Source organism: Olleya sp. NP1-10 (assembly GCF_055804415.1).
The window spans coordinates 1,271,322-1,294,401 of sequence record NZ_CM147840.1; the positions used below are offsets into that span (position 1 = coordinate 1,271,322).

Genomic DNA, 23,080 nt, shown 5'->3' on the forward strand with positions numbered 1-23,080 from the left:
GAAATTTTTCAACGTTATAAATATAATAAAAGCATCTTTATTTTTGGTAAATGTTGTATTTTTGATAAAATTTTGTTGAAGCGAACACGTCTTAAAGAAAATAATGGATAAATACTCCTTTTTAAACGCAGCACATACAGCATACTTTGCTGACTTATACGAACAATACTTAAAAAATCCTGACTCAGTTGAGCCTAGTTGGAGAGCCTTTTTTCAAGGTTATGACTTTGGTTCTGAAAGCTATACTGAAGATGGAGCACTAACTGAAAATGTTTCCAGTCAAATACCAGAACATGTTCAGAAAGAATTTCAAGTAGTAAAATTAATAGATGGTTATCGTAACAGAGGGCATTTATTTACAAAAACCAATCCTGTTAGAGATCGTAGAAAATACGAGCCAACTTTAGCATTAGAAAATTTTGGGTTATCAGATGCAGATCTTGACACAAGCTTTAATGCTGGAGATATACTTGGTATTGGTGCACAAACTTTACGCGAAATACTAAAACATCTTAATAGCATTTATTGTGATGCGATAGGTGTGGAGTATATGTATATTAGAAAACCTGATGAAATACAATGGATTCAGAGTAAATTAAATATTAACGATAACCAACCTAATTTTTCAGGAGAGCAAAAAAAGCATATCCTTAAAAAATTAAATGAAGCAGTATCGTTTGAAAGTTTTTTACATACTAAATATGTAGGACAAAAACGTTTTTCTCTAGAAGGAGGAGAATCTTTAATTCCTGGACTAGATGCAGTTATTGAAAAAGCTGCAGAACTTGGTGTTAAAGAATTTGTAATGGGTATGGCACACAGAGGTCGTTTAAGTACACTTACAAATATTTTTGGTAAATCTGCAAAAGATATTTTTAGCGAGTTTGATGGTAAAGATTACGAGCAAGAAGTCTTTGATGGAGATGTAAAATACCATTTAGGTTGGACTAGTAATAGAGAAACCAATACAGGTAAAAAAATAAACTTAAGTATTGCACCAAACCCATCTCACTTAGAGACTGTTGGAGCAGTAGTAGAAGGTATTGTTAGAGCAAAACAAGATAACTTTTATAGCGACGACTTTAGTAAAGTGTTACCAATTGTAGTGCATGGTGATGCTGCAATAGCTGGTCAAGGATTGGTTTACGAGGTCGTGCAAATGGCTCAGTTAGATGGTTATAAAACCAATGGTACAATACACGTTGTAGTAAATAATCAAGTTGGATTTACAACTAACTATTTAGATGCAAGATCAAGTACGTATTGTACAGATATAGGTAAAGTAACATTATCTCCAGTATTACACGTCAATGCAGATGATGCAGAAGCTGTTGTACACGCTATGTTATTTGCTTTAGATTTTAGAATGAATTTTAAGCGTGACGTATTTATTGACCTATTAGGTTATAGAAAATATGGTCATAATGAAGGTGATGAACCTAGGTTTACGCAACCTAAATTGTATAAAGCAATTGCTAAACATGCTAACCCAAGAGATATCTATGCTGAAAAATTAATATCAGAAGGTATTATTGATAAAGGTCATGTTAAACAATTAGAAAAAGATTATAAATCTAGCTTAGAAGAAAAGTTAGAAGATTCTCGTAAAGAAGATAAAACGGTAATCACTCCGTTTATGGAAGAACAATGGAAAGCATTTACACAAGTTGATGAAACTGTTATGATGCAACCTGTTGACACAACAACTTCTACAGATAAATTAAAAGCAATTACTAAAGTAATATCTAACTTACCAAAAGATAAAAAGTTTATCAGAAAAATAGAGCGTCTAATAAATGAGCGTCAAAAAATGTTTGACGAAAATAGATTAGATTGGGCTATGGCAGAGCATTTAGCTTATGGTACTTTATTAGAAGAAGGTTATAATGTGCGTATGTCTGGACAAGATGTAGAGCGTGGTACTTTTTCTCATAGACATGCAGTTGTAAAGGTAGAAGATAGTGAAGAAGAAATTTTATTATTAAACCAAATTAGTGATACTCAAGGTCAATTTCATATCTTTAATTCATTACTTTCAGAGTATGGAGTAGTCGGTTTTGATTATGGTTACGCTATGGCAAGTCCAAATACATTAACCATTTGGGAAGCACAATTTGGAGACTTTAGTAATGGTGCGCAAATCATGTTAGACCAATACATTTCTGCAGGTGAAGATAAATGGAAAACTCAAAATGGGTTAGTCATGTTATTACCTCATGGTTATGAAGGTCAAGGAGCAGAGCACTCATCAGCACGCATGGAACGTTACCTACAATTATGTGCTAAAGACAATATGTTTGTTGCAGATTGTACAACTCCTGCAAACATATTTCATTTATTAAGACGTCAAGTGAAATCTAAATACCGTAAACCATTAATAGTGTTTACACCAAAAAGCTTATTGCGTCATCCTAAATGTGTAAGTACAGTAGAAGAGTTTGCTAACGGAAGTTTTCAAACTGTAATTGATGATGCACAAGTAAAAACAGATAAGGTTAAAACATTAGTGTTTTTAACAGGTAAGTTTTATTACGATTTAGATGAAGAGCGTAGTAAGTTAGATCGAGATGATGTTGCTATTATTAGAATAGAACAATTATTTCCATTACCAACACAGGATATAAAAAATATATTAGACAAATACAAAGATGTTGAAGATGTCGTTTGGGCACAAGAAGAACCAAGAAACATGGGAGCTTATGCACATATGTTAATGCATTTAGACGAAGCCAAAACATTTAGATTGGCCTCTAGAAGACCTTATGGTGCACCAGCAGCTGGTAGTTCCGTAAGATCTAAAAAACGTCATAAAGAAGTTATCGATTTTGTATTTGACAAGTCAAAAAATAACCAACGTAATTAAATATTTCCATTATGAAAAAAATACTTTTTATACTAGCATTATTAGTTTCAACAATAGGCTTCGCTCAAGAAAGTCAAACTTCTAAAACTATAGCGTCAACTTTTCAAAAACATTATAATAATGGAGATGTAGATGGTATTTATAGTATGTTTAACAGCGATTTCAAAAAGGTTTTAACATTAGAAAAAACCAAAGCTTACTTCAAGGATCAATTAAAAATGAATGCTTTAGGTAAAATGAAATCAATAGAATATGTAGATACTGTTAGATCTGGAAATAACTATACAATGGTTTTTGAAAACGGAGTTTATAATGCGTATTTCAAAGCAGGAACAGATAACAAACTTGAATTTTTAGAAATAAATTCAATCAACTAATAAAATTAACACAACAAAATAAAATTACATTACGATGATTTTAGAAATGAAAGTGCCTTCTCCAGGCGAATCTATCACAGAAGTTGAAATAGCAGAATGGTTAGTTCAAGATGGTGATTATGTAGAAAAAGACCAAGCAATTGCTGAAGTAGATAGTGATAAAGCAACTTTAGAATTACCTGCAGAAGCAAGCGGAATTATTACGCTTAAAGCGGAAGAAGGAGATGCTGTGGCAGTTGGCCAAGTAGTGTGTTTAATTGATACAAGTGCTGAAGCTCCAGAAGGAGGAGAGGCAACAGAAAAAGAAGATAAAACAGAAACTGAAGCTCCAAAAGCAGAAGCCAAAGTAGACGCTCCAAAAGCAGATACTTATGCATCAGGTACTGCTAGTCCTGCAGCAAAAAAGATTTTAGCTGAAAAAAATATTCAAGCTTCAACCATTCAAGGTTCTGGTAAAGATGGACGTATTACAAAAGAGGATGCTGTAAAAGCTGTACCGTCTATGGGAACTCCAACAGGAGGAAATCGCGGATCTTCAAATACAAAAATGTCAATGTTACGACGTAAAGTAGCAGAACGTTTAGTAGAAGCTAAGAATACAACAGCTATGCTAACTACTTTTAACGAAGTGGATATGGCTCCTATATTTGAACTAAGAAAAGAATATAAAGAAACTTTTAAAGCTAAGCATGGTGTAAGCTTAGGTTTTATGTCTTTCTTCTCATTGGCAGTTGTTCGTGCATTACAAATGTATCCTGCAGTAAACTCAATGATTGATGGTAAAGAAATGAAAAGCTTTGACTTTGTAGACATTAGTATTGCAGTATCAGGTCCAAAAGGATTAATGGTACCAGTTATTAGAAATGCTGAAAACTTAACTTTTAGAGGTGTTGAATCTGAAGTTAAACGTTTAGCATTAAGAGCTAGAGATGGTCAAATTACTGTAGATGAAATGACAGGAGGTACATTTACAATTACAAATGGAGGAGTATTTGGTAGTATGTTGTCTACACCTATTATTAATCCACCTCAAAGTGGTATTTTAGGTATGCATAATATTATTGAAAGACCAATAGCTGTAAATGGTAAAGTCGAAATACATCCAATGATGTATGTTGCGTTATCTTATGATCATAGAATAATTGATGGTAAAGAAAGTGTAGGCTTTTTAGTAGCTGTTAAAGAGGCTTTAGAAAACCCAACTGAGTTATTAATGAATAACGACATTAAAAAAGCATTAGAATTATAATAATTCTAATAAATAAAAAAAGGGAGCAATCTAATTGCTCCCTTTTTTTATTTGAAAAAGATAAAAATATTAAATGCTACAATAACAATAGTTAGTATTGTAATACAGGCAATTATAATTGTATTCTGTTCTTTTGTTCTTTTTTCTAAATCCATCATGTTTACATACTTGTTTTAGTTAAAACTCTGTACCATTACAGTACAGAGTTTTGTTTAAATAATTCTCCCTAAGAACTAATTAATAGCATGGTAAAGGTATTGATTGTTAGGGATATATAAAATACGTATAACTACGTATTTTTTGTAGTAGATATCAAAAAAAGCTCCAAAACAGTAAACCGTTTCAGAGCTTTATCAATTCTCCCAAATTGATTAATAGCACACTGTAAAGGTAAAGTGAATATTAGAGATGTGAAATACGTATAACTACGTATTTTTTGTAGTAGATATCAAAAAAAAGCTCCAAAACAGTAAACCGTTTCAGAGCTTTATCAATTCTCCCAAAATTGATTAATAGCACTGTAAAGGTAACGTGAATATTAGAGATATGAAATACGTAGAACTACGTATATTTATATCAACTAGGTATCAAAAAAAAGCTCCAAAACAGTAAACCGTTTCAGAGCTTTATCAATTCTCCCAAAATTGATTAATAGCACTGTAAAGGTAACGTGAATATTAGAGATATGAAATACGTAGAACTACGTATATTTATATCAACTAGGTATCAAAAAAAAGCTCCAAAACAGTAAACTGTTTCAGAGCTTTATCAATTCTCCCAAAATTGATTAATAGCACTGTAAAGGTAACGTGAATATTAGAGATATGAAATACGTAGAACTACGTATATTTATATCAACTAGGTATCAAAAAAAGCTCCAAAACAGTAAACTGTTTCAGAGCTTTATCAATTCTCCCAAAATTGATTAATAGCACTGTAAAGGTAACGTGAATATTAGAAATATGAAATACGTAGAACTACGTATATTTATATCAACTAGGTATCAAAAAAAGCTCCAAAACAGTAAACCGTTTCAGAGCTTTTATCAATTCTCTCATAAATTGATTATTCAGCATTGTAAAGATACTGATTATGAGTGAGATATGAAATACGTAGAACTACGTATATTTATAGTAATTAGGTATCAAAAAAAGCCCTAAGAACAGTAAACTGTTTTAGAGCCTTATCAATTCTCCCAAAATTGATTAATAACCACTGTAAAGGTATAATCAATTTTGGACTTATGAAATACGTAGAACTACGTATTTTTAATAATATCTTTATTAAGATTAGCCCATAACATTAGTTCGTTATGAGACCTTTTAAGTTCTAGTTTTTTAACAATATTACTTCTATGTTTTTCAATGGTTCTAGGAGAGCTCATTAGTTGTTTTGAAATATCAGTAGTGCTTAGTTTTTCGGCTAAAAGCTTTACTACTTTAATTTCTGTTGGTGTTAGCTTTTCTAATAAAGAGTCACTACTATAAGTTACTTTAGAGTTTAAATAGGATGCTATTTCTTCACTAAAATAGGGTTCTCCTTTAATAACATTTGCTATGCAGGTTTCAATCTCTTCAACCGCAAACTCTTTTAAAATGTAACCATACACATTGTAAGCTCTAGCCTTATCAAATAAATGCTCTTCATTATCAAAGGTAATTAGAATGATTTTGGTTTCTAATTCGTTTTTAAAACAAGCTTCAGCAACCTCTAAACCAGTCATTTTTGGCATTCTTATATCTAATAATGCAACGTCTGGTTTTAATTTTACAATTAAGTTATAAGCTGTTTGGCCATCTTCTGCACTTCCTATAATATTAAAACCTTTAGAAGTAATAAAGTCTGATAAACCTCGTAGCATTAAAGGATGGTCATCTGCGATGACAATGGAAACACTCATTTTTTTTAGTTTTTTGGGAGTTGATTTAGCGTATTAAAATTATAAAAAACTAACATCTTAGACTAATTTTTTTAAATACAAATACTTTTTTTCGTAATCTATTATAGCTTTTACTTTTTTCAAAATATCTGCTCCAATTATACCATCAACAGTTTGTGCGTTGTGATTTGATAGCGCAAGGTTGACATGGCTTAAGTCAAATAAGACTAAAGCTAGTTTATTAATTTTTACTTTACCAATCTTTATCGTGTTATTTTTGGATACTTGAGTTAGCATGTCTGTAGCTCCAGCTCCAGCTGCTAATATTTTAGAGTCTTTTACCTTTTTAAGGATAAATTTTTGATTGGCTTCAAATCCAACACAACTGTTTGAAGCTCCTGTATCTAAAATAAAAAAACCTTTAATTCCGTTTATAGAAGCTTTAACTTCAAAATGGTTGGTTTTTGTTAATTTTAATTTGACTCTGGTGTAACCCTTATCAAATAAAAAATCCTTTAAACTATTATCCATTTATCTTTTTTCGTATTACAAAGTATAAAAGTAAAGCAATTGCTATACCAACAAAAGTAAAAAGGACATAATTTAAATTATAAGTGTTGTTTTTTGCTGTAGCTGCTCCATAATATATAAACGGACTCCAGTAATATGGTGATTTCTTAATGTTGGAAATGGTTTTATTATTTAGGTAATCTATTTTTGATAAATGATTAGCTACAAATACAGATTGCGTTGATTTATAATGTTTATAAAAAGAAGCCATGACTTGAGAGGTAGATAAATCATTAATTTTCCATAATGAAAATAAAATATTTTCTATTCCAGCATATTGAAAACCTCTTGGTAAATTCATGCTTCCCTCACCTTTGTGTAATCTACCAATACCAGTCTCGCAAGCACTTAAAACTACTAAATTGTTGTTTAAATTAAGGCTATATAATTCGTTTAAAAATAATTTTTGGTCAATAAAATCTATATTAGCAGGTATTGTAAAAGTTCCGCTATTGGCATGTGTGGATAAATGTAAGACACCATAATTTTTTGCTTGTTTTAAAGCATTATTTTTAGTTGCGCTATTGTACATTAAAAACTTGGCATTACTATTTTTTTTGATACTTTCTGCTTCTTTTAAAGAGTGTGTTAATACTGCGTTTGTGTTTTCAAAAACAGGAAATACACCTAAGACTTTATCACTATATGTGAAAGGATTTTGATTTACGTAAAATAAAGCACTTGTGTTATAGGCTAATATTTGTTCTTTGGCTACAAAAGGCATTTGGGAAAAGCTTTGCGTAGATGTCTGCTGTGTTAAAAGAGTTTCAAAAGGGATGAAATTTAAAAAACTATCTGGAATTACAATGACATTAGATTGCCCTTTGACATGATTAAATCCTAACAATTGATATAAGCGATAAGCATCAGTAGTGTATTTAGTAATATTATTGTTTATGTTGGAAGAATTGTCAAAATAATTAATGTAATTGGCTATAGCAGTTTCAAAATCAGGAGTTTTTTCAATTTTAAAAATAGTTGTCGTTTTTGCAGAAATTTTAAACTGAAATATAGCTGTTTCGCCATAAAAATATTCGATTAAAACAGCTTGGTCTTCTGCCAGTTTTTGCTGTAGTTTTTTAATTGAAACACCAGGTGTATTTATATCTGAATACTTTAGATTAATTTGATGATTTAACTGTTTTAAAGTTTGACTAACCTCTAATAAATCTTGTCTTACACTATTTATTAATTTAGCATCTTGTTGGTATCGAGTTTTTATTAACTGATTGGTTAAGTGATCTTGTTTTTGTAATTGGATTTGCTCTTGTATTAATAAACTATCTTTTGGGTGTAATTGTAATAATGATTTTTTAGCTATAGTTTCTTTTAAAACTGAAGCTTTGTTTTTTTCAGCATACTTAAAGGCTTTACCTATTAATGTAGGGTCTTTACTTGAAGTATATTGTTTGTATAATAGAGATATGCAAGATTCGCTACGTATCCTATTATTAGTAAGGTGCATTAATTTTGCTTCCTGAGAGGTTAAACTTTTAGTTAATGTATTAGAAACATAAAAACTAAGGTCATAACACAATAAGCTTTTTTTGTAATCGGTTTGAAGTCTTGCCAGTAAATCAAATATGTCAATAAAGGTGTTTTCGGCATATAAATCTTCTTGTTTAGGAAGTGTTTTTGAATTGTAATTGGGTATTAACGTCTTTAACGCTAGTTGTAGTTGTTTTGATGAATTTTTGAAATCGTTTAATTTATAATGAAGTTGAGCTTCTTCAAACTTTAATTTAGCTTTATCCCTTACCGAAATATTATCTTTTTTAAGAGAAGTGTTTTTTAAGAAAAAGTACTGTAATGCTTGTTTGTAGTCTTCATTTTTTAAGGCTAATTGATACTTAATTTCATTATCAGAATTGCTGCTTACAATTTTACTCTTATTTATGTTTTGAGTTTTAACAGAACAATTAGCGATAATACGATTTAATTTTTGTTTTTGACTATCTAAAACAGAGGGAAGTTGCAATCCAGCTTTAGCAATTTTAATAGCAGCTTGATATTTACCAATAGTATAATATAATTGCGCTAGATTTATGGCTCCACTAATACGATGTTTGCTGTTTTTTTCTTTTTCTGCTAGAAAAATATAATGTTTAATGATATTTTCTGCATTGGTATAATCTCCTATTTTATTGTATAAAATACCTAATGGTTTTAAACAATATTCTGTAATATCATATTTAAAAATTGTGTTTAATTGTTGTGTGTTGTATAGCTGTAAAGCGTCTTCGTAAACCTGTATTGCTTCTGTTTGTTTATTGTTATTATCTAAGTAGTTAGCTTTGTTAACTAGTAAAAATAAGTAGGCAAAATAGTGGTCTTTAGTTAATAGGTTTTTTTAAAAGCGTTTTCTGTTTTTAAAAGTGTTGAATAAGTCGCAGGACTTCTATTAGAATTAAAAGTTTCGGTTGCTTGATAAATAGCTTCTTCTAAATCTTGTGATAGCGTACTACCAAAAACAAGAAAAATAATTATGAAAAGGCTATGCTTCATTAGTAAAAATTAAAATTTCCAAATGGCATAAAACTGCATGTAATTATAGTTTTCTTTAAAGCTAAAAACATAACGTGCACCAACACTTGGTCCTATTCTAGCAAAACCAGCTGTAGCTTCTAGTAATACACCTGTTCTAAAATTGGTAAATGACGATGATTTACTGTTTTCATTACTAGTACTTTCTAAATTAGGTACAGCAAATGTGCCAGCTTCGTCTTCAAAATATGCGGTTGTGGTAGTGTTTTTACTTTTTTCACTTATAGATAACATACCTTGTAACCCAGTGCCTAAACCAATGTAATTATTAATATTGTATCTAGCCAATATTGGTATTCCCCAATCTATATTGTCATAAGTTGTAGTTGTTGTTGTACGTTCATAATAAGGAAAGCCAACAGGAGTGTTTTCTACAAACGTATTTGTTACATTGGTTTGACCATTATATTCATGAAAACTATTTAAAAGTTCTATTTGCCAATACCATTTATAGGATTTGTAAGGTGAAATTGTTGCACCAACAAAATAACTCTTGGAATTATCCAAATCTGAAAACGAATTGTAACCAGCTTTTACACCAATGGATAGTCCTGGTAAAAACCTAGTAGTTGAATAATTGGTGATTATGGGATCGTTTTTATCAAAAATGATTGCTGTACGTGATTTGGTTTTTATTTTATGAAAATCCTTATCAAACTTAATTCTGTATTGCACAAATCCTTTAGTGGAATCGTAAACTTTGACATTTTTCTGTTCGCTACCAGGAAGATAAATGTTTTTAAAAGTGAAGATGGCTTGTTTTGCTGTGTAAGTTGTGTCTAAGCAACTAAAGGCAACCTCATATTTTGGGCAAATTTTTACTTTTGGATACATATTTAAAACTTCAATAGTTGTTTTGTCAAACATATCTGGTATGTCTGTTTCTAGTTTTATGGTTGTTGCTGGTCCCTCACCATTATTTTGAAATCTAATTTTAAATTTTGGTTTTTTATATCGTACCAATCTATAGTTTAAAAAAGTGGCATTTGAAGACATTTTGTTTGGGTCATGAGAGGTTACAATTTCCATTTCCATGTCTTTAACATTGTGATTGTCGTAGTTATTATCAGGAATATACACACCTCTTACCGAAATTATTGCACTGGTATCCTTAAGCATTTCTGGTGTGGTCTGTAAGGTGTAAAATACATTACGTTCTTCGTTAGGTTGCATGTTGTCAAAACTTAATTTGCTTACATCTTTGTAGGTGGATTTGGCTTCTTCTAATGTAAGCGGAAGGTTTAATTTCTCTGTTGAATCAATTGTTGTAACATAATTACGGACGCTTTGGTTTTCCGCGGAAGCGTAATACAAAGTATTGTTATGTTTAGAGGTGTACACTAAATCATCGTTTTCAATTTTAGTTTCGTTGTGATGGGTTCTTGTATCTGTGATTGTAAAGTTTGGATTATTATATTTTAGCTCATTATAAAACAAATATAATTTTCCATTTGTTGGATAGTCTTTCGTGTTTTTATATTTAAAGATTACAACTATATCTTGTTCTGGTATAGGCTCTCTGTTACGTTGTAGGTCAATAGCTTGATCCATAGAGGCCTGTTCTTGGTAGTCACTATCAGTTTTATCTATTCTGATTTTTTTTGGTCTTGCGGTTGGAGGTTTACCAGTGTCGTAATTATTAGTAGCCCAAAGTTTGACTTGATATTCTCCAGTGTTTTTATAGGTTTTTGTTGGTGCGTTTTCTTTACTATAGGTACCATCTCCAAACTCCCAATAGTTGGTGTAAAATGCTTTTGGTGCTCCTGCTATTTGGTTTAATGTTGGTGCATCTGCATTAAATTGTACTTGATTACCATTAGTTTTATGTTGTATAGTAGCGATGCGTGATACAGTATCATTAGCTATATCTTCTTGAGCAATACTAGTTGCGGATAAAAAAATGACAAATAGTAATAGAGGGTTTTTCATGTTAATTATTAATTATTGCAGACTAAATTTAGTGATAATATAATAGATGCTTGTTTATTAATCTATTAACGGTAGGTTTGAGTAAATTAAACGTTGATTTTAGCAAAGGATTAATATGTGAAAAAGTCAGAAAAATTAATTTCTGACTTTTAAATTTAAGTAGGTTATTGGTTATGGTAAACTATTTATTAAAGCGGTTAATGTTGCTTCTGTACCAACAGTTGTTTCTTGTAATGTAAATAATATAGTACTGTTTGCTTCTATTGTAACTGGTTTTATTGCGTATCTCCAAACTCCGTTGTCTTCGGTTACAAAAATAATGTGACATTCTAGCCCAATAGGGATTTGTCCATAATGTTCGCTAAACAAATTAGTTGAATAATTATAAGTGTCTAAATTTGCTAATCCAGAATCTTCACCATCATAAGATAAATAAATAGCACTATTTGAAAAATTGTATCCATCAGGAGCTTGTACTAATAATTCTGTTTTTGGTCTTGTGTCGCTATAAAAACGGTCCACGTTAGTCCAACCAAAACCTTGTAAAAGTCCATAATATTCATTGCCTTCTACAAACACTTCTCCTTCTTGTGCAGGACCATCTAATTCGTCCCAAGTTAAGTTGTCTTCCGTGTCAATATCTCCTTCCCAAAGCGACATTAATGGATCTGCTCCACCAGTTAGACTAGCAGGTATTATAAGTTGAAGACCACAATTGGTGGCTAATTGGTTTCCGCTTTGTGTAGCTTCTATAAAAAACTCACCACCAGAGATTAATAAGCTTTTGTCTCCATTGGGTAATGTTCCCATTGTTGGTTTATTAGTGGTAAGCATGCTACCTTTGTCAAACAATTCTATATATTCTAAATCTACTTGACCAGTAACTGGACTTCCGTTTAGTGTTAAGCAATTGCCATTAATATTTATTTGTACTCCATTAGCAGAGGTTAAACTTATGTTACCGTCATCTGCATTAAAAATAAAGTTTTGAGTGTGATTACTAATGGCTTCATCCCTTATGTTTTTAAATTGTGCTTCAGTTGCAGGCACAATATTGTTTTGTTGTAAGTTATTTTCTCCATCATCGCTTGGGTTACAGCTTGTAAATGCTATTGTGCTGATAAAAAAGGCTCCTAAAACTGTTTTTAAATGTTTCATAATTTATAGTTTAATGATTAAAAGTTTTTGTCTGTTACATACTTATATCAAAACCATTAAATAATTGTTACCCTTTTTAAATAAAGTTTTTTAAATTCGTTGAAATCAAAGGGTTTATGAGTGATAAAAAAATACACGAAGACCAGAAGTATGTAGACGGATTAGTAGCTAATAACTCGTTTATCATACAGGCTATTTATGATAAATTTGCCCCAAAAGTGGTTAATTATATTAAACAGAATAATGGAGATGCGCAAAGTGCACAAGACATTATACAAGAGACAATAATTACTATTTACAATCAAGGCAGTCAAAAAAAGTTGCAATTAACCTGTCCATTTGATGCGTATTTTTTTGTTATGTAAGCGCAAGTGGTTAAACCATTTGAAAAAAAACAATAAAAATCAGGTAACAATTAACGAAGAGGTTTTATCTAAGGATGATGACGCACAAGAACTATCTTTTGAAACTTCAGTTTTTGAAAACAAACAAACCTTATTTAATCAAATGTTTCAAAAACTAGGAATAGCCTGTAAAGATTTACTTAAAGCCACTTTTAAAACCAAATCTATGGAAGAAGTTGCCAAAAGTTTGGATATAAGTTATGCTTACGCACGAAAGAAAAAATCGCTTTGCATAGGTCAATTAACCAAGTTAGTTCAAGAGTCACCAACTTTTAATAAACTTAAGTATTAGTGTTATGCAAGAACAAGATTACATCCTTTTTGAAGACTATTTATCAGGTAACTTATCCAGTAAAGGTCAAGTTGATTTTGAAGCTAGATTACATTCAGACCCAGAATTTAAAAAAGCCTTTACGATTTATCAGGACTTTTCAGATTACTTAAATCATGATATTAAAAACGAGAGCAAAACCAAAGATTTCAAAGCAAATTTAGACAACATTGCATTTCAATATTTTAATAAAGAAAAGGAAACACAATCAAATCAAAAAAGCGCAAAAAAATCAGTATTTTAAAATATGCCATAGCAGCAAGTGTTGTCTTGTTAATGGGCTTTTTTGCTTATAATCAATTAGTTTCAGAGGTTAGATATTCAGATTATAATACACATCAAACCATAGATTTTTCTGTAAGAAGCACAACAAGTAATGTTGAGTTGTTAATTAAAACCACTAAAGCTTTTAATAGTAAGCAATTTGATAAAGCTAATTTATATTTAAAACAATTATTAGAGGAAGATCCTAATAACATAGAGTATAATTTTTACTACGCAATTACTAACATAGAATTAGATGATTTTGCTGAAGCTGAAACTATTTTAAACCCAATGTCACAAGGAAGCTCAGCCTACAAAAACAGAGCAAAGTGGTACCTAGCTTTAAGTAAGTTAAAGCAAGATGATATAGAAGCTACTATTGCTATACTTAAAACCATTTCAGAAGAGTCTGATGATTATAATCAAGCACAGCGTTTGCTTAATAAATTAGATTAAAAATCAGTGATTATATAAGGACATAAAATACTTAGCTAAAAGTCATCATAACCATGATGACTTTTTTATTTTTGCCACATGATTATTACAGATACACATACACATTTATATAGCGAAGCTTTTGATGATGATAGAAAGCAAATGATGCAACGTACTCTAGAAGCAGGCGTTTCAAGATTATTTATACCTGCAATTGATAGCACCTATACAAAAAGTATGTTACAATTAGAAAAGGACTATCCCGAAAACGTGTTTTTAATGATGGGTTTACATCCAACACATGTTAAGGACAATTACAAAACCGAGTTACAACATGTAACAGACATGCTAAACACTCATAAATTTTATGCTGTTGGAGAGATAGGTATAGATTTATATTGGGATAAAAGTACTCTAGCCATTCAGCAAGAAGCCTTTAGAAATCAAATACAATTGGCTAAAAAACATCAACTACCAATAGTAATCCATTGTCGAGAGGCTTTTGATGAGGTTTTTGAAATTTTAGAAGAAGAAAAAGGTGAAGATCTATTCGGTGTTTTTCATTGTTTTACAGGAAGTTTAGAGCAAGCCCATCAAGCCATTTCTTATAATATGAAATTAGGTATTGGTGGAGTAGCAACTTTTAAAAACGGAAAAATAGATCAGTTTTTAAATCAAATAGAATTAAAGCATATTGTTTTAGAAACAGATGCGCCTTATTTAGCACCAAAACCTTTTAGAGGTAAACGAAACGAAAGTAGTTATATAATAAAGGTAATTGAAAAATTAGCAGAAATTTACCAAACAACAGAACAAACAATAGCAGACATCACAACAGAAAATTCAAAGCAAGTTTTTGGTATTTAACTAAAAAAAGCCATTAAATATGACTAAAACAATTCCAAACATACTCCTTGTATATACAGGAGGAACCATAGGTATGATTAAAGATCCTGAAACTGGAGCTTTACGTGCGTTTGATTTTGAAAATTTATTAGTTCGTATTCCAGAGCTTAAGTTATTAGAATGTACTATTGAGACTTATTCGTTTGATGATCCAATAGATTCTAGTAATATGAATCCAGATTATTGGATTCAAATAGCTGAAGTTATTGAAAATAATTATGAAACTTTTGATGGCTTTGTTGTTTTACACGGAAGTGACACGATGAGCTATACCTCTTCAGCTTTAAGCTTTATGTTAGAACATTTAGCAAAACCAGTCATATTTACAGGATCACAACTACCAATTGGAGATTTACGTACAGATGCAAAAGAAAATTTAATAACCTCAATACAAATAGCGTCTTTACAACATTACAATAAACCTGTTATAAAAGAAGTTGGCTTGTATTTTGAATATAAACTATACAGAGCTAATCGAACAACAAAGATTAATGCAGAACATTTTGAAGCATTTGACAGTTTAAATTATCCGGATTTAGCCGAAAGTGGAGTGCACCTAAAAGTTAATAACGAGTATTTGTTTAAACCAAATCCTAGAAAACACTTAGTTGTACATAAAAACTTAGATCCTAATATAGCATTAGTAAAACTGTTTCCAGGAATTTCAAAAAACATATTAGAAAGTATATTTAAAAACGAAGGATTAAAAGGTGTTATATTAGAAACCTATGGAGCCGGTAATTGTACCACCCAAGATTGGTTTTTAGATTTACTAAAAAACACAATAAATAAAGGCATACCTATTATTAATGTAACTCAGTGTTCTGGTGGAAGTGTGCTAATGGGACAATATGAAACTAGTGAAAAACTAAAAAGAATAGGTCTTATATCAGGTAAAGACATTACAACAGAGGCTGCACTCTCAAAATTGATGTATTTATTAGGAGAAAATATTTCTTCTAACTTGTTCAAAACCATATATGAAACGGCTTTACGCGGAGAAATGTCTTAAAATTAACCTTCAAAATTTTAAGTTACAGATATTTTTTTGTTATTTGCTCCACTGTAATTGACCATAATTACAGAGAGGTGGCCGAGTGGCTTAAGGCGCACGCTTGGAAAGCGTGTATGCGTTAATAGCGTATCGAGGGTTCGAATCCCTTCCTCTCTGCAAGATGTTTAAAAACATTTTGATAGTTTTCAAAAGCAAAAAAGTAGGTTTTGTATGATTTTACTTAAGCTCTTTTGGTTATTTTTATTTTTAATTACAATTTTTTTATATCTTTAACACTTTAACTAATAAAATTAAGAACAAAAAAATGAAAAGATTATTTTCTATCCTAGCCATAGCGTGTATCATGGCATTCGGAACTGCAAATGCAACGACTAATGCAGCAATGACTACTGCAACTACTGTAGTGCTTACACAAGAGGATTCAACTGCTGATGCAAGTGCAGATGCTGAAAACCTAACGTTCCACCAAGAACTTAAAAAACGTTTTATAGAAGGTGGTCCTGGATTTATGGGAGTTGTATTATTATGTTTAATTCTTGGTTTAGCAATCGCTATAGAGAGAATTATCTTTTTAAACTTATCTACAACAAATTCTAAAAAATTAACACAAGATGTTGAAGAAGCACTTCAATCAGGTGGTTTAGAAGCTGCTAAAGAAGTATGTCGTAACACAAAAGGACCTGTTGCTTCTATCTTTTACCAAGGTTTAGACAGAGCTGATGGAGATTTAGAATCTGCTGAAAAAGCTGTTGTAGCTTATGGTGGAGTTCAAATGGGACAATTAGAAACAAACGTTTCTTGGATTTCTTTATTCATCGCTTTAGCACCAATGTTAGGTTTCATGGGAACAGTAATTGGTATGATTCAAGCTTTTGATAAAATTGAAGCAGCTGGAGATATGCAACCATCATTAGTAGCGGGAGGTATTAAAGTTGCCTTATTAACTACTGTATTTGGTCTTATTGTTGCAATTATTTTACAGATTTTTTACAATTACATCATTGCAAAAATAGATAGTATCGTTAACGATATGGAAGACTCTTCTATTAACTTAATGGATATGTTATCTAAGTACAAAAAATAATTTACTCAATTACTAACTTTAAAAATTAAAGATTATGCACAAGATTTTAAAAATAGTTGCTTTAGTATTGAGTATTGCTGGTATAGGAGTTTTAGTTAATATCATAGCCAAAGGAGATGATGCTATCAAGGCAGCTGCAGCTGCAGCCACACCTGATACATCAGCTATTGCGCCAATGATTATTATAGCTTATATCATTTTAGGACTAGTATTGTTATTCGTTTTGTATTTTGTTTTCAAAAACTTATTTACAAGCGGAAAATCTCTAAAAAACACTTTAATAGGTGTTGGAGCGTTTTTAGCAATATTACTAATATCTTATGCTGTTTCAGGTGGAGATACAAGAGAGTATTTTTATAACGGAATAACAGCAACAGAAGGACAATCAACAATGGTAGGAGCAGGTTTAGTAGCATTTTATATCCTTATTTTAGGAGCAGTTGCTACAATGGCATTATCAGGTATTAAAAAATTAATTAAATAATTATGGCAAAAAGATCAGCACCAGAAGTTAATGCAGGCTCTATGGCTGACATTGCCTTCTTATTATTAATATTCTTCTTAGTAACAACAACTATTGAAGTAGATTCTGGTATTAGCTCAAAGTTACCGCCAGATATCCCTATAGATGATGTAACAATTAAACAAAAAAATATCTTTACTGTCGAGCTTAACAAGGACAACGAAATGTTGGTTGAAGAGGAGCTAATGAAAGTTAGAGATTTAAAAGCAGCAGCTATTAAATTTATCGACAATGGAGGTGGAATGAATGCAGCTAAAGAAAAATGTAATTACTGTGAAGGTTTAAAGGACCCATCGTCTTCTGACCATCCAGAAAAAGCAGTTATCTCTATTACACACTCTAGAGCTACAGATTACGAAACTTTTATAGTTGTTTATGATCAGTTAGTAAGTGCTTATTCAGTATTAAGAGAACGTTTAGCTAAAAAGCTTTATAACCGTTCTTTTAAAGAGATGGAAGCTTCTTATGATGATTCTAAGTCACCAGAATTTAAAAGCGAAAAATTAAAGGATAAAATAAGCAATATTAAAGCTAAATATCCTAGAATTATTTCTAAAGCAGAACCTAAATAATTTATTAAACTATGTCAAAATTTAAAAAAGGAGGCGGTAAAGAATTACCAGCTATTTCTACAGCATCTCTACCAGATATTGTATTCATGCTATTATTCTTTTTCATGGTAGCAACCGTAATGAGAGACAGCAGTTTGAAAATTAAAAACAATTTACCTTCTGCTGCCGAAACTGAAAAACTAGGACAGAAAAACTTGATAATGTTTATCTACGCTGGAAAGCCTAGTGATCAATACAAAAGCCAAGGTGAAGAAGCTAAAATCCAGTTAAACGATAAGTTTGCTAATCTTAATGAGATTGCATCTTTTGTTGCTGCAGAGCGCGCTTCTAAACGTGAAGCTGAAATACCTCAATTAATCGCAGCTTTAAAAGTTGATAAAGAAACAAACATGGGTCTTGTATCAGATATAGAGCAACAATTAAGAAAGGTAGGGCAATTAAAAATTAATTACACTACTAAAAAGGGTAGTGGACTTAAATAATATTACTCTTAATTTTATAGCAAAAGGTGTTTTGATTATTCAAAACACCTTTTGTTTTTTATATATTTATTGTTTTATAATTTTATCCTTACAATGAAATATTGTTTATTATTTTGTTTAGTGCTATTTATAACACCAATGGTCTTTGCGCAAGATACTAATGCTTATAAAACTGTTGTTGATTCGCTTTACAGAGAAGATCAATTCTATTTGGGTGTTACTTATAATTTACTAAATAAAAAGCCATCTGGAGTTAGTCAAAACTCTTTTTCAAGCGGTATTCATTTTGGTGTTATTAGAGATATGCCTATTAATACAAGACGTAATAAATCTATTGGTATTGGTTTAGGTGTATCATTAAATGCTTACAACCATAATTTATTAATTTCAAAGACTAATAACACTACTAACTTTTCTGTATTAGATAATGATAATACTGATTATTCAAAAAATAAATTTTATACCTACGTAATAGAATTACCTATTGAATTTAGATGGAGAACATCTACACCAACTGAGTATGATTTTTGGAGGATTTATACAGGTTTTAAGTTAGGTTACCAATTTGCTAACGATACAAAATACAAGGGGTCACCTGAAGATTTTAGACTAAATAACGTTGATGCTTTTAATAACTTACAGTATGGTTTAACATTAAGTGCAGGTTATATTACTTGGAACTTTCATTTGTATTATGGTTTAAATACTTTGTTTGATAATGCTAAAATTAATAACGAAAACCTTGATGTTAGTGAAATAAAAATTGGTATAATGTTTTATATTCTATAACCAATATTTTAATAACATTAATTGTGGTGTTAATCCTATTATTAAACCTACTATTAATTCTTTTCCTGTGTGTGCTTTTAGGTATAATCTTGAGGATGCTACAGCTCCTGTTATTAAAACCATCAAAGCTAAGCTTCCATTAATGTTAATACTAAAATGTATAGCAAAAGCTATAAAAAACATGACAACTCCTCCTGTTGCTATCAAGTGTATGCTTGCTTTAAATTTTAATATAGCTAATAACAAACAGGTTGTGTTAGAGATTAAAATTCCCATAAAAAAATAATACAATTCTGGTATATGGTCCAGAGGGAATACCCTGTATAGTATTAAGCCAATAATGAAGCTATTTACAAGCAAAGGGAATATACGTTCTTTTGCTGTTTTTAAGTGTATGCTTTTTGTTTGACCTAATGTTTTAAGTAAAAAATATACCATTATTGGTAATACAGCAGTTAGTATAAACAAAGAGATTTGTTTAGCATATATTAATTGCTCTGGAATAAACCTTGGTGATTTTTGAAAATAAAAATGCACAGCTAAGAAAGGCATTATTATAGGATGAAAAATATAAGATATGCTTTTAAGTAGCCATTTCATTTTTCAAAGAGTGATTTAAGTTTATACTGTAATTATATTAGTCTATTTAATCAAATTAGGGTGTTTTAAACTACTTAAATCTTTTTTCTTAATCTTGCAACAGGAATGTCTAATTGCTCTCTATATTTAGCTACTGTACGTCTGGCAATTGGATAGCCTTTTTCTTTTAATATTTTTGACAAAGCTTCATCAGTTAATGGCTTTTTCTTTGATTCTTCTTCAATAACAGTTTCTAGAATCTTTTTTATCTCTCTTGTAGAAACTTCTTCACCTTGATCATTGGTCATCGATTCTGAGAAAAATTCTTTTATCAATTTTGTTCCGTAAGGTGTATCAACGTATTTACTATTAGCAACACGAGACACAGTGGATACATCCATTTCTATCTCGTCAGCAATATCTTTTAATATCATTGGTTTTAAATTTCGTTCATCACCAGTTAAAAAATATTCTTTTTGATAGTGCATTATGCTACTCATAGTCACAAACAAGGTCTGTTGTCTTTGCTTAATAGCATCAATAAACCATTTTGCAGCATCAAGTTTCTGCTTTATAAATAAGACAGCATCTTTTTGAGACTTGCTTTTGTCCTTACTTTCTTTATAACCTTTAAGCATGTTGCTATACTCTCTTGATACATGTAATTCAGGAGCATTACGACCATTAAGTGTAAGTTCTAATTCGCCATCAACAATCCTAATAGCAAAATCTGGAACAACATGTTCTACAATTTTATTGTTACCAGCATAAGAACCTCCAGGTTTTGGGTTAAGACGTTCTATTTCGTGAATGGCATCTTTAAGTTGTAGCTCTGTGATGTCAAATTTTTGCATTAATTTTTTATAATGCTTTTTAGTAAATTGATCAAATGCATTATCAATTATATTTGCTGCTAATAGGACATCAGGTTGTTTGTCTTTACGATGTAGTTGTATGCTTAGACACTCTTGTAAATTACGAGCACCTACACCAGCAGGATCCAATTGATGTACAATTTTAAGTACGTCTGCGACTTTGTCTTCTTCTGTATAAACACTTTGTGTAAAGGCTAAATCGTCTACAATATCAATTAATTGTCTACGTATGTAACCACTCTCGTCGACACTACCAACTAAAAATTCGGCTATACTGCGTTCTTCTTCACTTAATCTATAAGTGTTTAATTGATTAACAAGATGTTGTGTAAAAGAAGTACCTGCAGCATAGGGTACGCTTTTTTCGTCATCATCTGCACTATAATTATTTACGCTAGTACGATAATCAGGAATTTCATCATCACTTAAATAATCATCAACATTAATGTCTCCAGCATCAATGGTTTCATTATCGTTAAATTCATCTGCTGAATTATCAAAAGCATCATCAAATTCATCTTTTACTTCTTCTTTACCACCTTCAAGCGCAGGATTTTCTTCTAATTCTTGCTTTAAACGTTGTTCAAAAGCTTGCGTTGGCAACTGTATCAATTTCATTAATTGAATTTGTTGTGGAGACAACTTTTGAGATAATTTAAACTGTAGGTATTGTTTAAGCATAGTATGTTTTAGAATTATGATAAAAATAAAAAAAACAATCTACATTTTGATAATAGTAGATTGTTTTAATATAGATATTCGATTTTAAGTAAACTTGAGTTTATTAAAATTTATTTACTGTATTTTAAAACTCAGCGTTTTGAGGCGTTCTAGGGTAAGGTATTACGTCACGTATATTGCTCATTCCTGTAGCAAACATAACTAAACGTTCGAATCCTAAACCAAAACCAGAATGAACAGCAGTACCATATTTACGTAGGTCTAAGTACCACCATAATTCTTCTTCCGGTATATCTAATACAGCCATTTTTTCTTTTAAGACATCTAAACGCTCTTCACGTTGAGATCCTCCAACAATTTCTCCAATACCAGGAAATAAAATATCCATAGCACGAACTGTTTTACCATCCTCATTTAAGCGCATATAAAAGGCCTTTATGTTTGCTGGATAGTCAAATAATATTACTGGACATTTAAAATGTTTTTCTACAAGAAAACGTTCGTGTTCAGATTGTAAATCTGCTCCCCATTCTTCAATAATGTAATTGAATTTCTTTTTCTTGTTAGGCTTACTATTTCTTAAAATATCAATAGCTTCAGTATAGCTTACACGTTTAAAGTTGTTTTCGGTTACAAACTTTAATTTTTCTATTAAAGATAACTCACTACGTTCTGCTTGTGGTTTTGTTTTTTCTTCATCTAAAAGACGCTTATCTAAAAACTGTAAATCATCTGCATTATTTTCTAATACATAAGAAATAACTGATTTCATGAAATCTTCAGCTAAATCCATATTTCCAGCTAAATCCATAAATGCCACTTCAGGTTCAATCATCCAAAACTCAGATAAATGTCTTGATGTATTAGAGTTTTCGGCTCTAAATGTAGGTCCAAAGGTATATACTTTACCTAAAGACATCGCATATGTTTCGGCTTCTAACTGACCAGAAACTGTAAGGTTAGTGTCTTTTCCAAAAAAGTTTTTTGTGTGATCAATTGCTCCATCTTCAGTTAAAGGTGGATTTTTTTGGTCTAAAGTACTTACGCGGAACATTTCACCAGCACCTTCCGCATCACTACCAGTTATAATTGGTGTGTGCATGTAGTAAAACCCATTATCGTTAAAATACTTGTGTACTGCAAACGATAAGGCAGAACGTAAACGCATTACAGCACTAAAAGTATTAGTACGTGTACGTAAATGCGCGTTTTCTCTTAAAAATTCGAAAGAGTGTTTTTTAGGTTGAATAGGGTAAGTTTCAGGGTCAGAGTCTCCTAAGATTTCTATTTTAGTTACAGTAACTTCTACAGTTTGTCCTTTTCCTTGACTTTCTACTAACTCTCCAGTAATGGCTACTGCAGCACCTGTTGTTATACGTTTTAGTATGGCTTCGTCTGTGTTTTCAAAATCAACAACACATTGTATATTATTTAAAGTTGAACCATCATTTAAAGCTATAAAACGTTTAGCTCTAAAGGTACGAACCCAACCTTTAATTTGTATTTCTTGTAATTTGGTCTCCTTTAGTAATGAAGCGACTGTATATGATTTCATTTTTAAAAAGTTTGAT

General features: G+C 30.9%; 23 protein-coding genes and 1 tRNA gene. 15 read left to right on the forward strand and 9 right to left on the reverse strand.

The window, feature by feature from the left end:
* Positions 1-103 precede the first annotated feature (103 nt).
* From AC0L4B_RS05820 to odhB, 3 genes are read left to right on the forward strand one after another with little or no spacing between them, the layout of a single operon-like run.
* A complete protein-coding gene (locus AC0L4B_RS05820; RefSeq protein ID WP_473438949.1) occupies positions 104-2,863 on the forward strand; it encodes a 2-oxoglutarate dehydrogenase E1 component in 2,760 nt (919 codons plus the stop codon).
* 11 nt (positions 2,864-2,874) lie between these two features.
* Complete coding sequence (locus tag AC0L4B_RS05825) at positions 2,875-3,240, forward strand: DUF3887 domain-containing protein (RefSeq protein ID WP_028289751.1); 366 nt, start codon at positions 2,875-2,877, stop codon at positions 3,238-3,240.
* Positions 3,241-3,274: 34 nt separating this feature from the next.
* Positions 3,275-4,489, forward strand: coding sequence for a 2-oxoglutarate dehydrogenase complex dihydrolipoyllysine-residue succinyltransferase (odhB, locus tag AC0L4B_RS05830; protein WP_473438950.1), 1,215 nt, complete (start codon positions 3,275-3,277; stop codon positions 4,487-4,489).
* Between the two features lie 1,258 nt (positions 4,490-5,747).
* Here the strand turns inward: odhB and AC0L4B_RS05835 are convergent.
* The 6 genes from AC0L4B_RS05835 to AC0L4B_RS05860 form a co-directional block, all read right to left on the reverse strand.
* Positions 5,748-6,389 (reverse strand): response regulator, encoded by a 642-nt coding sequence (locus AC0L4B_RS05835; protein ID WP_473438951.1) that lies wholly within the window; start codon positions 6,387-6,389, stop codon positions 5,748-5,750.
* Positions 6,390-6,446: 57 nt separating this feature from the next.
* The gene (locus AC0L4B_RS05840) at positions 6,447-6,899 is read right to left on the reverse strand and encodes a retropepsin-like aspartic protease (RefSeq protein ID WP_473438952.1); all 453 of its coding nucleotides are present in this window, start codon (positions 6,897-6,899) and stop codon (positions 6,447-6,449) included.
* Positions 6,892-8,916 (reverse strand): CHAT domain-containing protein, encoded by a 2,025-nt coding sequence (locus AC0L4B_RS05845; RefSeq protein ID WP_473438953.1) that lies wholly within the window; start codon positions 8,914-8,916, stop codon positions 6,892-6,894. The genes AC0L4B_RS05840 and AC0L4B_RS05845 overlap by 8 nt, the downstream gene beginning before the upstream one ends.
* Before the next feature lie 359 nt (positions 8,917-9,275).
* Positions 9,276-9,443 (reverse strand): hypothetical protein, encoded by a 168-nt coding sequence (locus AC0L4B_RS05850; RefSeq protein WP_473438954.1) that lies wholly within the window; start codon positions 9,441-9,443, stop codon positions 9,276-9,278.
* A 9-nt stretch (positions 9,444-9,452) separates the two neighbouring features.
* The gene (locus AC0L4B_RS05855) at positions 9,453-11,411 is read right to left on the reverse strand and encodes a DUF7849 domain-containing protein (protein WP_473438955.1); all 1,959 of its coding nucleotides are present in this window, start codon (positions 11,409-11,411) and stop codon (positions 9,453-9,455) included.
* Between the two features lie 171 nt (positions 11,412-11,582).
* A complete protein-coding gene (locus AC0L4B_RS05860) occupies positions 11,583-12,569 on the reverse strand; it encodes a hypothetical protein (RefSeq protein WP_473438956.1) in 987 nt (328 codons plus the stop codon).
* Between the two features lie 116 nt (positions 12,570-12,685).
* Between AC0L4B_RS05860 and AC0L4B_RS05865 the strand changes: the two genes are divergently transcribed.
* The 12 genes from AC0L4B_RS05865 to AC0L4B_RS05920 all read left to right on the forward strand — a co-directional run bounded on the left by AC0L4B_RS05865 (position 12,686) and on the right by AC0L4B_RS05920 (position 19,374).
* Entirely contained in the window at positions 12,686-12,934 is a 249-nt protein-coding gene (locus AC0L4B_RS05865) for an RNA polymerase sigma factor (RefSeq protein ID WP_473438957.1), read from the forward strand.
* A gap of 19 nt (positions 12,935-12,953) precedes the next feature.
* Positions 12,954-13,265, forward strand: coding sequence for a hypothetical protein (locus AC0L4B_RS05870; protein ID WP_473438958.1), 312 nt, complete (start codon positions 12,954-12,956; stop codon positions 13,263-13,265).
* Positions 13,266-13,269: 4 nt separating this feature from the next.
* Complete coding sequence (locus AC0L4B_RS05875) at positions 13,270-13,548, forward strand: hypothetical protein (protein ID WP_473438959.1); 279 nt, start codon at positions 13,270-13,272, stop codon at positions 13,546-13,548.
* 32 nt (positions 13,549-13,580) lie between these two features.
* Entirely contained in the window at positions 13,581-14,024 is a 444-nt protein-coding gene (locus AC0L4B_RS05880) for a tetratricopeptide repeat protein (protein ID WP_473438960.1), read from the forward strand.
* Between the two features lie 78 nt (positions 14,025-14,102).
* Positions 14,103-14,870, forward strand: coding sequence for a TatD family hydrolase (locus tag AC0L4B_RS05885; protein WP_473438961.1), 768 nt, complete (start codon positions 14,103-14,105; stop codon positions 14,868-14,870).
* A gap of 19 nt (positions 14,871-14,889) precedes the next feature.
* Positions 14,890-15,921, forward strand: a complete 1,032-nt coding sequence (locus tag AC0L4B_RS05890; protein ID WP_473438962.1) for an asparaginase — start codon at positions 14,890-14,892, stop codon at positions 15,919-15,921.
* Positions 15,922-15,992: 71 nt separating this feature from the next.
* A tRNA-Ser gene (locus AC0L4B_RS05895) sits at positions 15,993-16,080 on the forward strand.
* 148 nt (positions 16,081-16,228) lie between these two features.
* Positions 16,229-17,008 carry a MotA/TolQ/ExbB proton channel family protein gene (locus tag AC0L4B_RS05900; RefSeq protein ID WP_473438963.1) on the forward strand — a complete coding sequence of 260 codons (780 nt, stop codon included), beginning with the start codon at positions 16,229-16,231 and terminating at the stop codon, positions 17,006-17,008.
* Positions 17,009-17,042: 34 nt separating this feature from the next.
* Positions 17,043-17,492, forward strand: coding sequence for a hypothetical protein (locus AC0L4B_RS05905; protein WP_289043335.1), 450 nt, complete (start codon positions 17,043-17,045; stop codon positions 17,490-17,492).
* A gap of 2 nt (positions 17,493-17,494) precedes the next feature.
* Positions 17,495-18,103, forward strand: a complete 609-nt coding sequence (locus AC0L4B_RS05910; RefSeq protein WP_473438964.1) for an ExbD/TolR family protein — start codon at positions 17,495-17,497, stop codon at positions 18,101-18,103.
* 11 nt (positions 18,104-18,114) lie between these two features.
* On the forward strand, positions 18,115-18,585 hold the full coding sequence (locus tag AC0L4B_RS05915) for an ExbD/TolR family protein (protein WP_289043332.1): 471 nt from the start codon (positions 18,115-18,117) through the stop codon (positions 18,583-18,585).
* Between the two features lie 93 nt (positions 18,586-18,678).
* The gene (locus AC0L4B_RS05920) at positions 18,679-19,374 is read left to right on the forward strand and encodes a porin family protein (RefSeq protein WP_473438965.1); all 696 of its coding nucleotides are present in this window, start codon (positions 18,679-18,681) and stop codon (positions 19,372-19,374) included.
* On the opposite strand, the gene AC0L4B_RS05925 is transcribed toward AC0L4B_RS05920, so the two are convergent.
* The 3 genes from AC0L4B_RS05925 to asnS form a co-directional block, all read right to left on the reverse strand.
* Entirely contained in the window at positions 19,369-19,974 is a 606-nt protein-coding gene (locus AC0L4B_RS05925) for a hypothetical protein (RefSeq protein WP_202999181.1), read from the reverse strand. The two genes, AC0L4B_RS05920 and AC0L4B_RS05925, sit on opposite strands and share 6 nt — an antisense overlap.
* 74 nt (positions 19,975-20,048) lie before the next feature.
* Positions 20,049-21,509, reverse strand: coding sequence for an RNA polymerase factor sigma-54 (rpoN, locus tag AC0L4B_RS05930; protein WP_473438966.1), 1,461 nt, complete (start codon positions 21,507-21,509; stop codon positions 20,049-20,051).
* A 124-nt stretch (positions 21,510-21,633) separates the two neighbouring features.
* Positions 21,634-23,064 (reverse strand): asparagine--tRNA ligase, encoded by a 1,431-nt coding sequence (asnS, locus tag AC0L4B_RS05935; RefSeq protein ID WP_473438967.1) that lies wholly within the window; start codon positions 23,062-23,064, stop codon positions 21,634-21,636.
* Positions 23,065-23,080: the final 16 nt, after the last annotated feature.

What these genes read in the sequence shown, in the direction of transcription:
- asnS (WP_473438967.1), bottom strand. Translation starts at nt 23,064, where the DNA reads ATGAAATCATATACAGTCGCTTCATTACTAAAGGAGACCAAATTACAA.
- AC0L4B_RS05880 (WP_473438960.1), top strand. Translation starts at nt 13,581, where the DNA reads ATGGGCTTTTTTGCTTATAATCAATTAGTTTCAGAGGTTAGATATTCA.
- AC0L4B_RS05875 (WP_473438959.1), top strand. Translation starts at nt 13,270, where the DNA reads ATGCAAGAACAAGATTACATCCTTTTTGAAGACTATTTATCAGGTAAC.
- AC0L4B_RS05920 (WP_473438965.1), top strand. Translation starts at nt 18,679, where the DNA reads ATGAAATATTGTTTATTATTTTGTTTAGTGCTATTTATAACACCAATG.
- AC0L4B_RS05890 (WP_473438962.1), top strand. Translation starts at nt 14,890, where the DNA reads ATGACTAAAACAATTCCAAACATACTCCTTGTATATACAGGAGGAACC.
- AC0L4B_RS05825 (WP_028289751.1), top strand. Translation starts at nt 2,875, where the DNA reads ATGAAAAAAATACTTTTTATACTAGCATTATTAGTTTCAACAATAGGC.
- AC0L4B_RS05840 (WP_473438952.1), bottom strand. Translation starts at nt 6,899, where the DNA reads ATGGATAATAGTTTAAAGGATTTTTTATTTGATAAGGGTTACACCAGA.
- rpoN (WP_473438966.1), bottom strand. Translation starts at nt 21,509, where the DNA reads ATGCTTAAACAATACCTACAGTTTAAATTATCTCAAAAGTTGTCTCCA.
- AC0L4B_RS05925 (WP_202999181.1), bottom strand. Translation starts at nt 19,974, where the DNA reads ATGAAATGGCTACTTAAAAGCATATCTTATATTTTTCATCCTATAATA.
- AC0L4B_RS05855 (WP_473438955.1), bottom strand. Translation starts at nt 11,411, where the DNA reads ATGAAAAACCCTCTATTACTATTTGTCATTTTTTTATCCGCAACTAGT.
- AC0L4B_RS05910 (WP_473438964.1), top strand. Translation starts at nt 17,495, where the DNA reads ATGGCAAAAAGATCAGCACCAGAAGTTAATGCAGGCTCTATGGCTGAC.
- AC0L4B_RS05885 (WP_473438961.1), top strand. Translation starts at nt 14,103, where the DNA reads ATGATTATTACAGATACACATACACATTTATATAGCGAAGCTTTTGAT.
- AC0L4B_RS05860 (WP_473438956.1), bottom strand. Translation starts at nt 12,569, where the DNA reads ATGAAACATTTAAAAACAGTTTTAGGAGCCTTTTTTATCAGCACAATA.
- AC0L4B_RS05900 (WP_473438963.1), top strand. Translation starts at nt 16,229, where the DNA reads ATGAAAAGATTATTTTCTATCCTAGCCATAGCGTGTATCATGGCATTC.
- AC0L4B_RS05835 (WP_473438951.1), bottom strand. Translation starts at nt 6,389, where the DNA reads ATGAGTGTTTCCATTGTCATCGCAGATGACCATCCTTTAATGCTACGA.
- AC0L4B_RS05865 (WP_473438957.1), top strand. Translation starts at nt 12,686, where the DNA reads ATGAGTGATAAAAAAATACACGAAGACCAGAAGTATGTAGACGGATTA.
- AC0L4B_RS05850 (WP_473438954.1), bottom strand. Translation starts at nt 9,443, where the DNA reads ATGAAGCATAGCCTTTTCATAATTATTTTTCTTGTTTTTGGTAGTACG.
- odhB (WP_473438950.1), top strand. Translation starts at nt 3,275, where the DNA reads ATGATTTTAGAAATGAAAGTGCCTTCTCCAGGCGAATCTATCACAGAA.
- AC0L4B_RS05820 (WP_473438949.1), top strand. Translation starts at nt 104, where the DNA reads ATGGATAAATACTCCTTTTTAAACGCAGCACATACAGCATACTTTGCT.
- AC0L4B_RS05915 (WP_289043332.1), top strand. Translation starts at nt 18,115, where the DNA reads ATGTCAAAATTTAAAAAAGGAGGCGGTAAAGAATTACCAGCTATTTCT.
- AC0L4B_RS05905 (WP_289043335.1), top strand. Translation starts at nt 17,043, where the DNA reads ATGCACAAGATTTTAAAAATAGTTGCTTTAGTATTGAGTATTGCTGGT.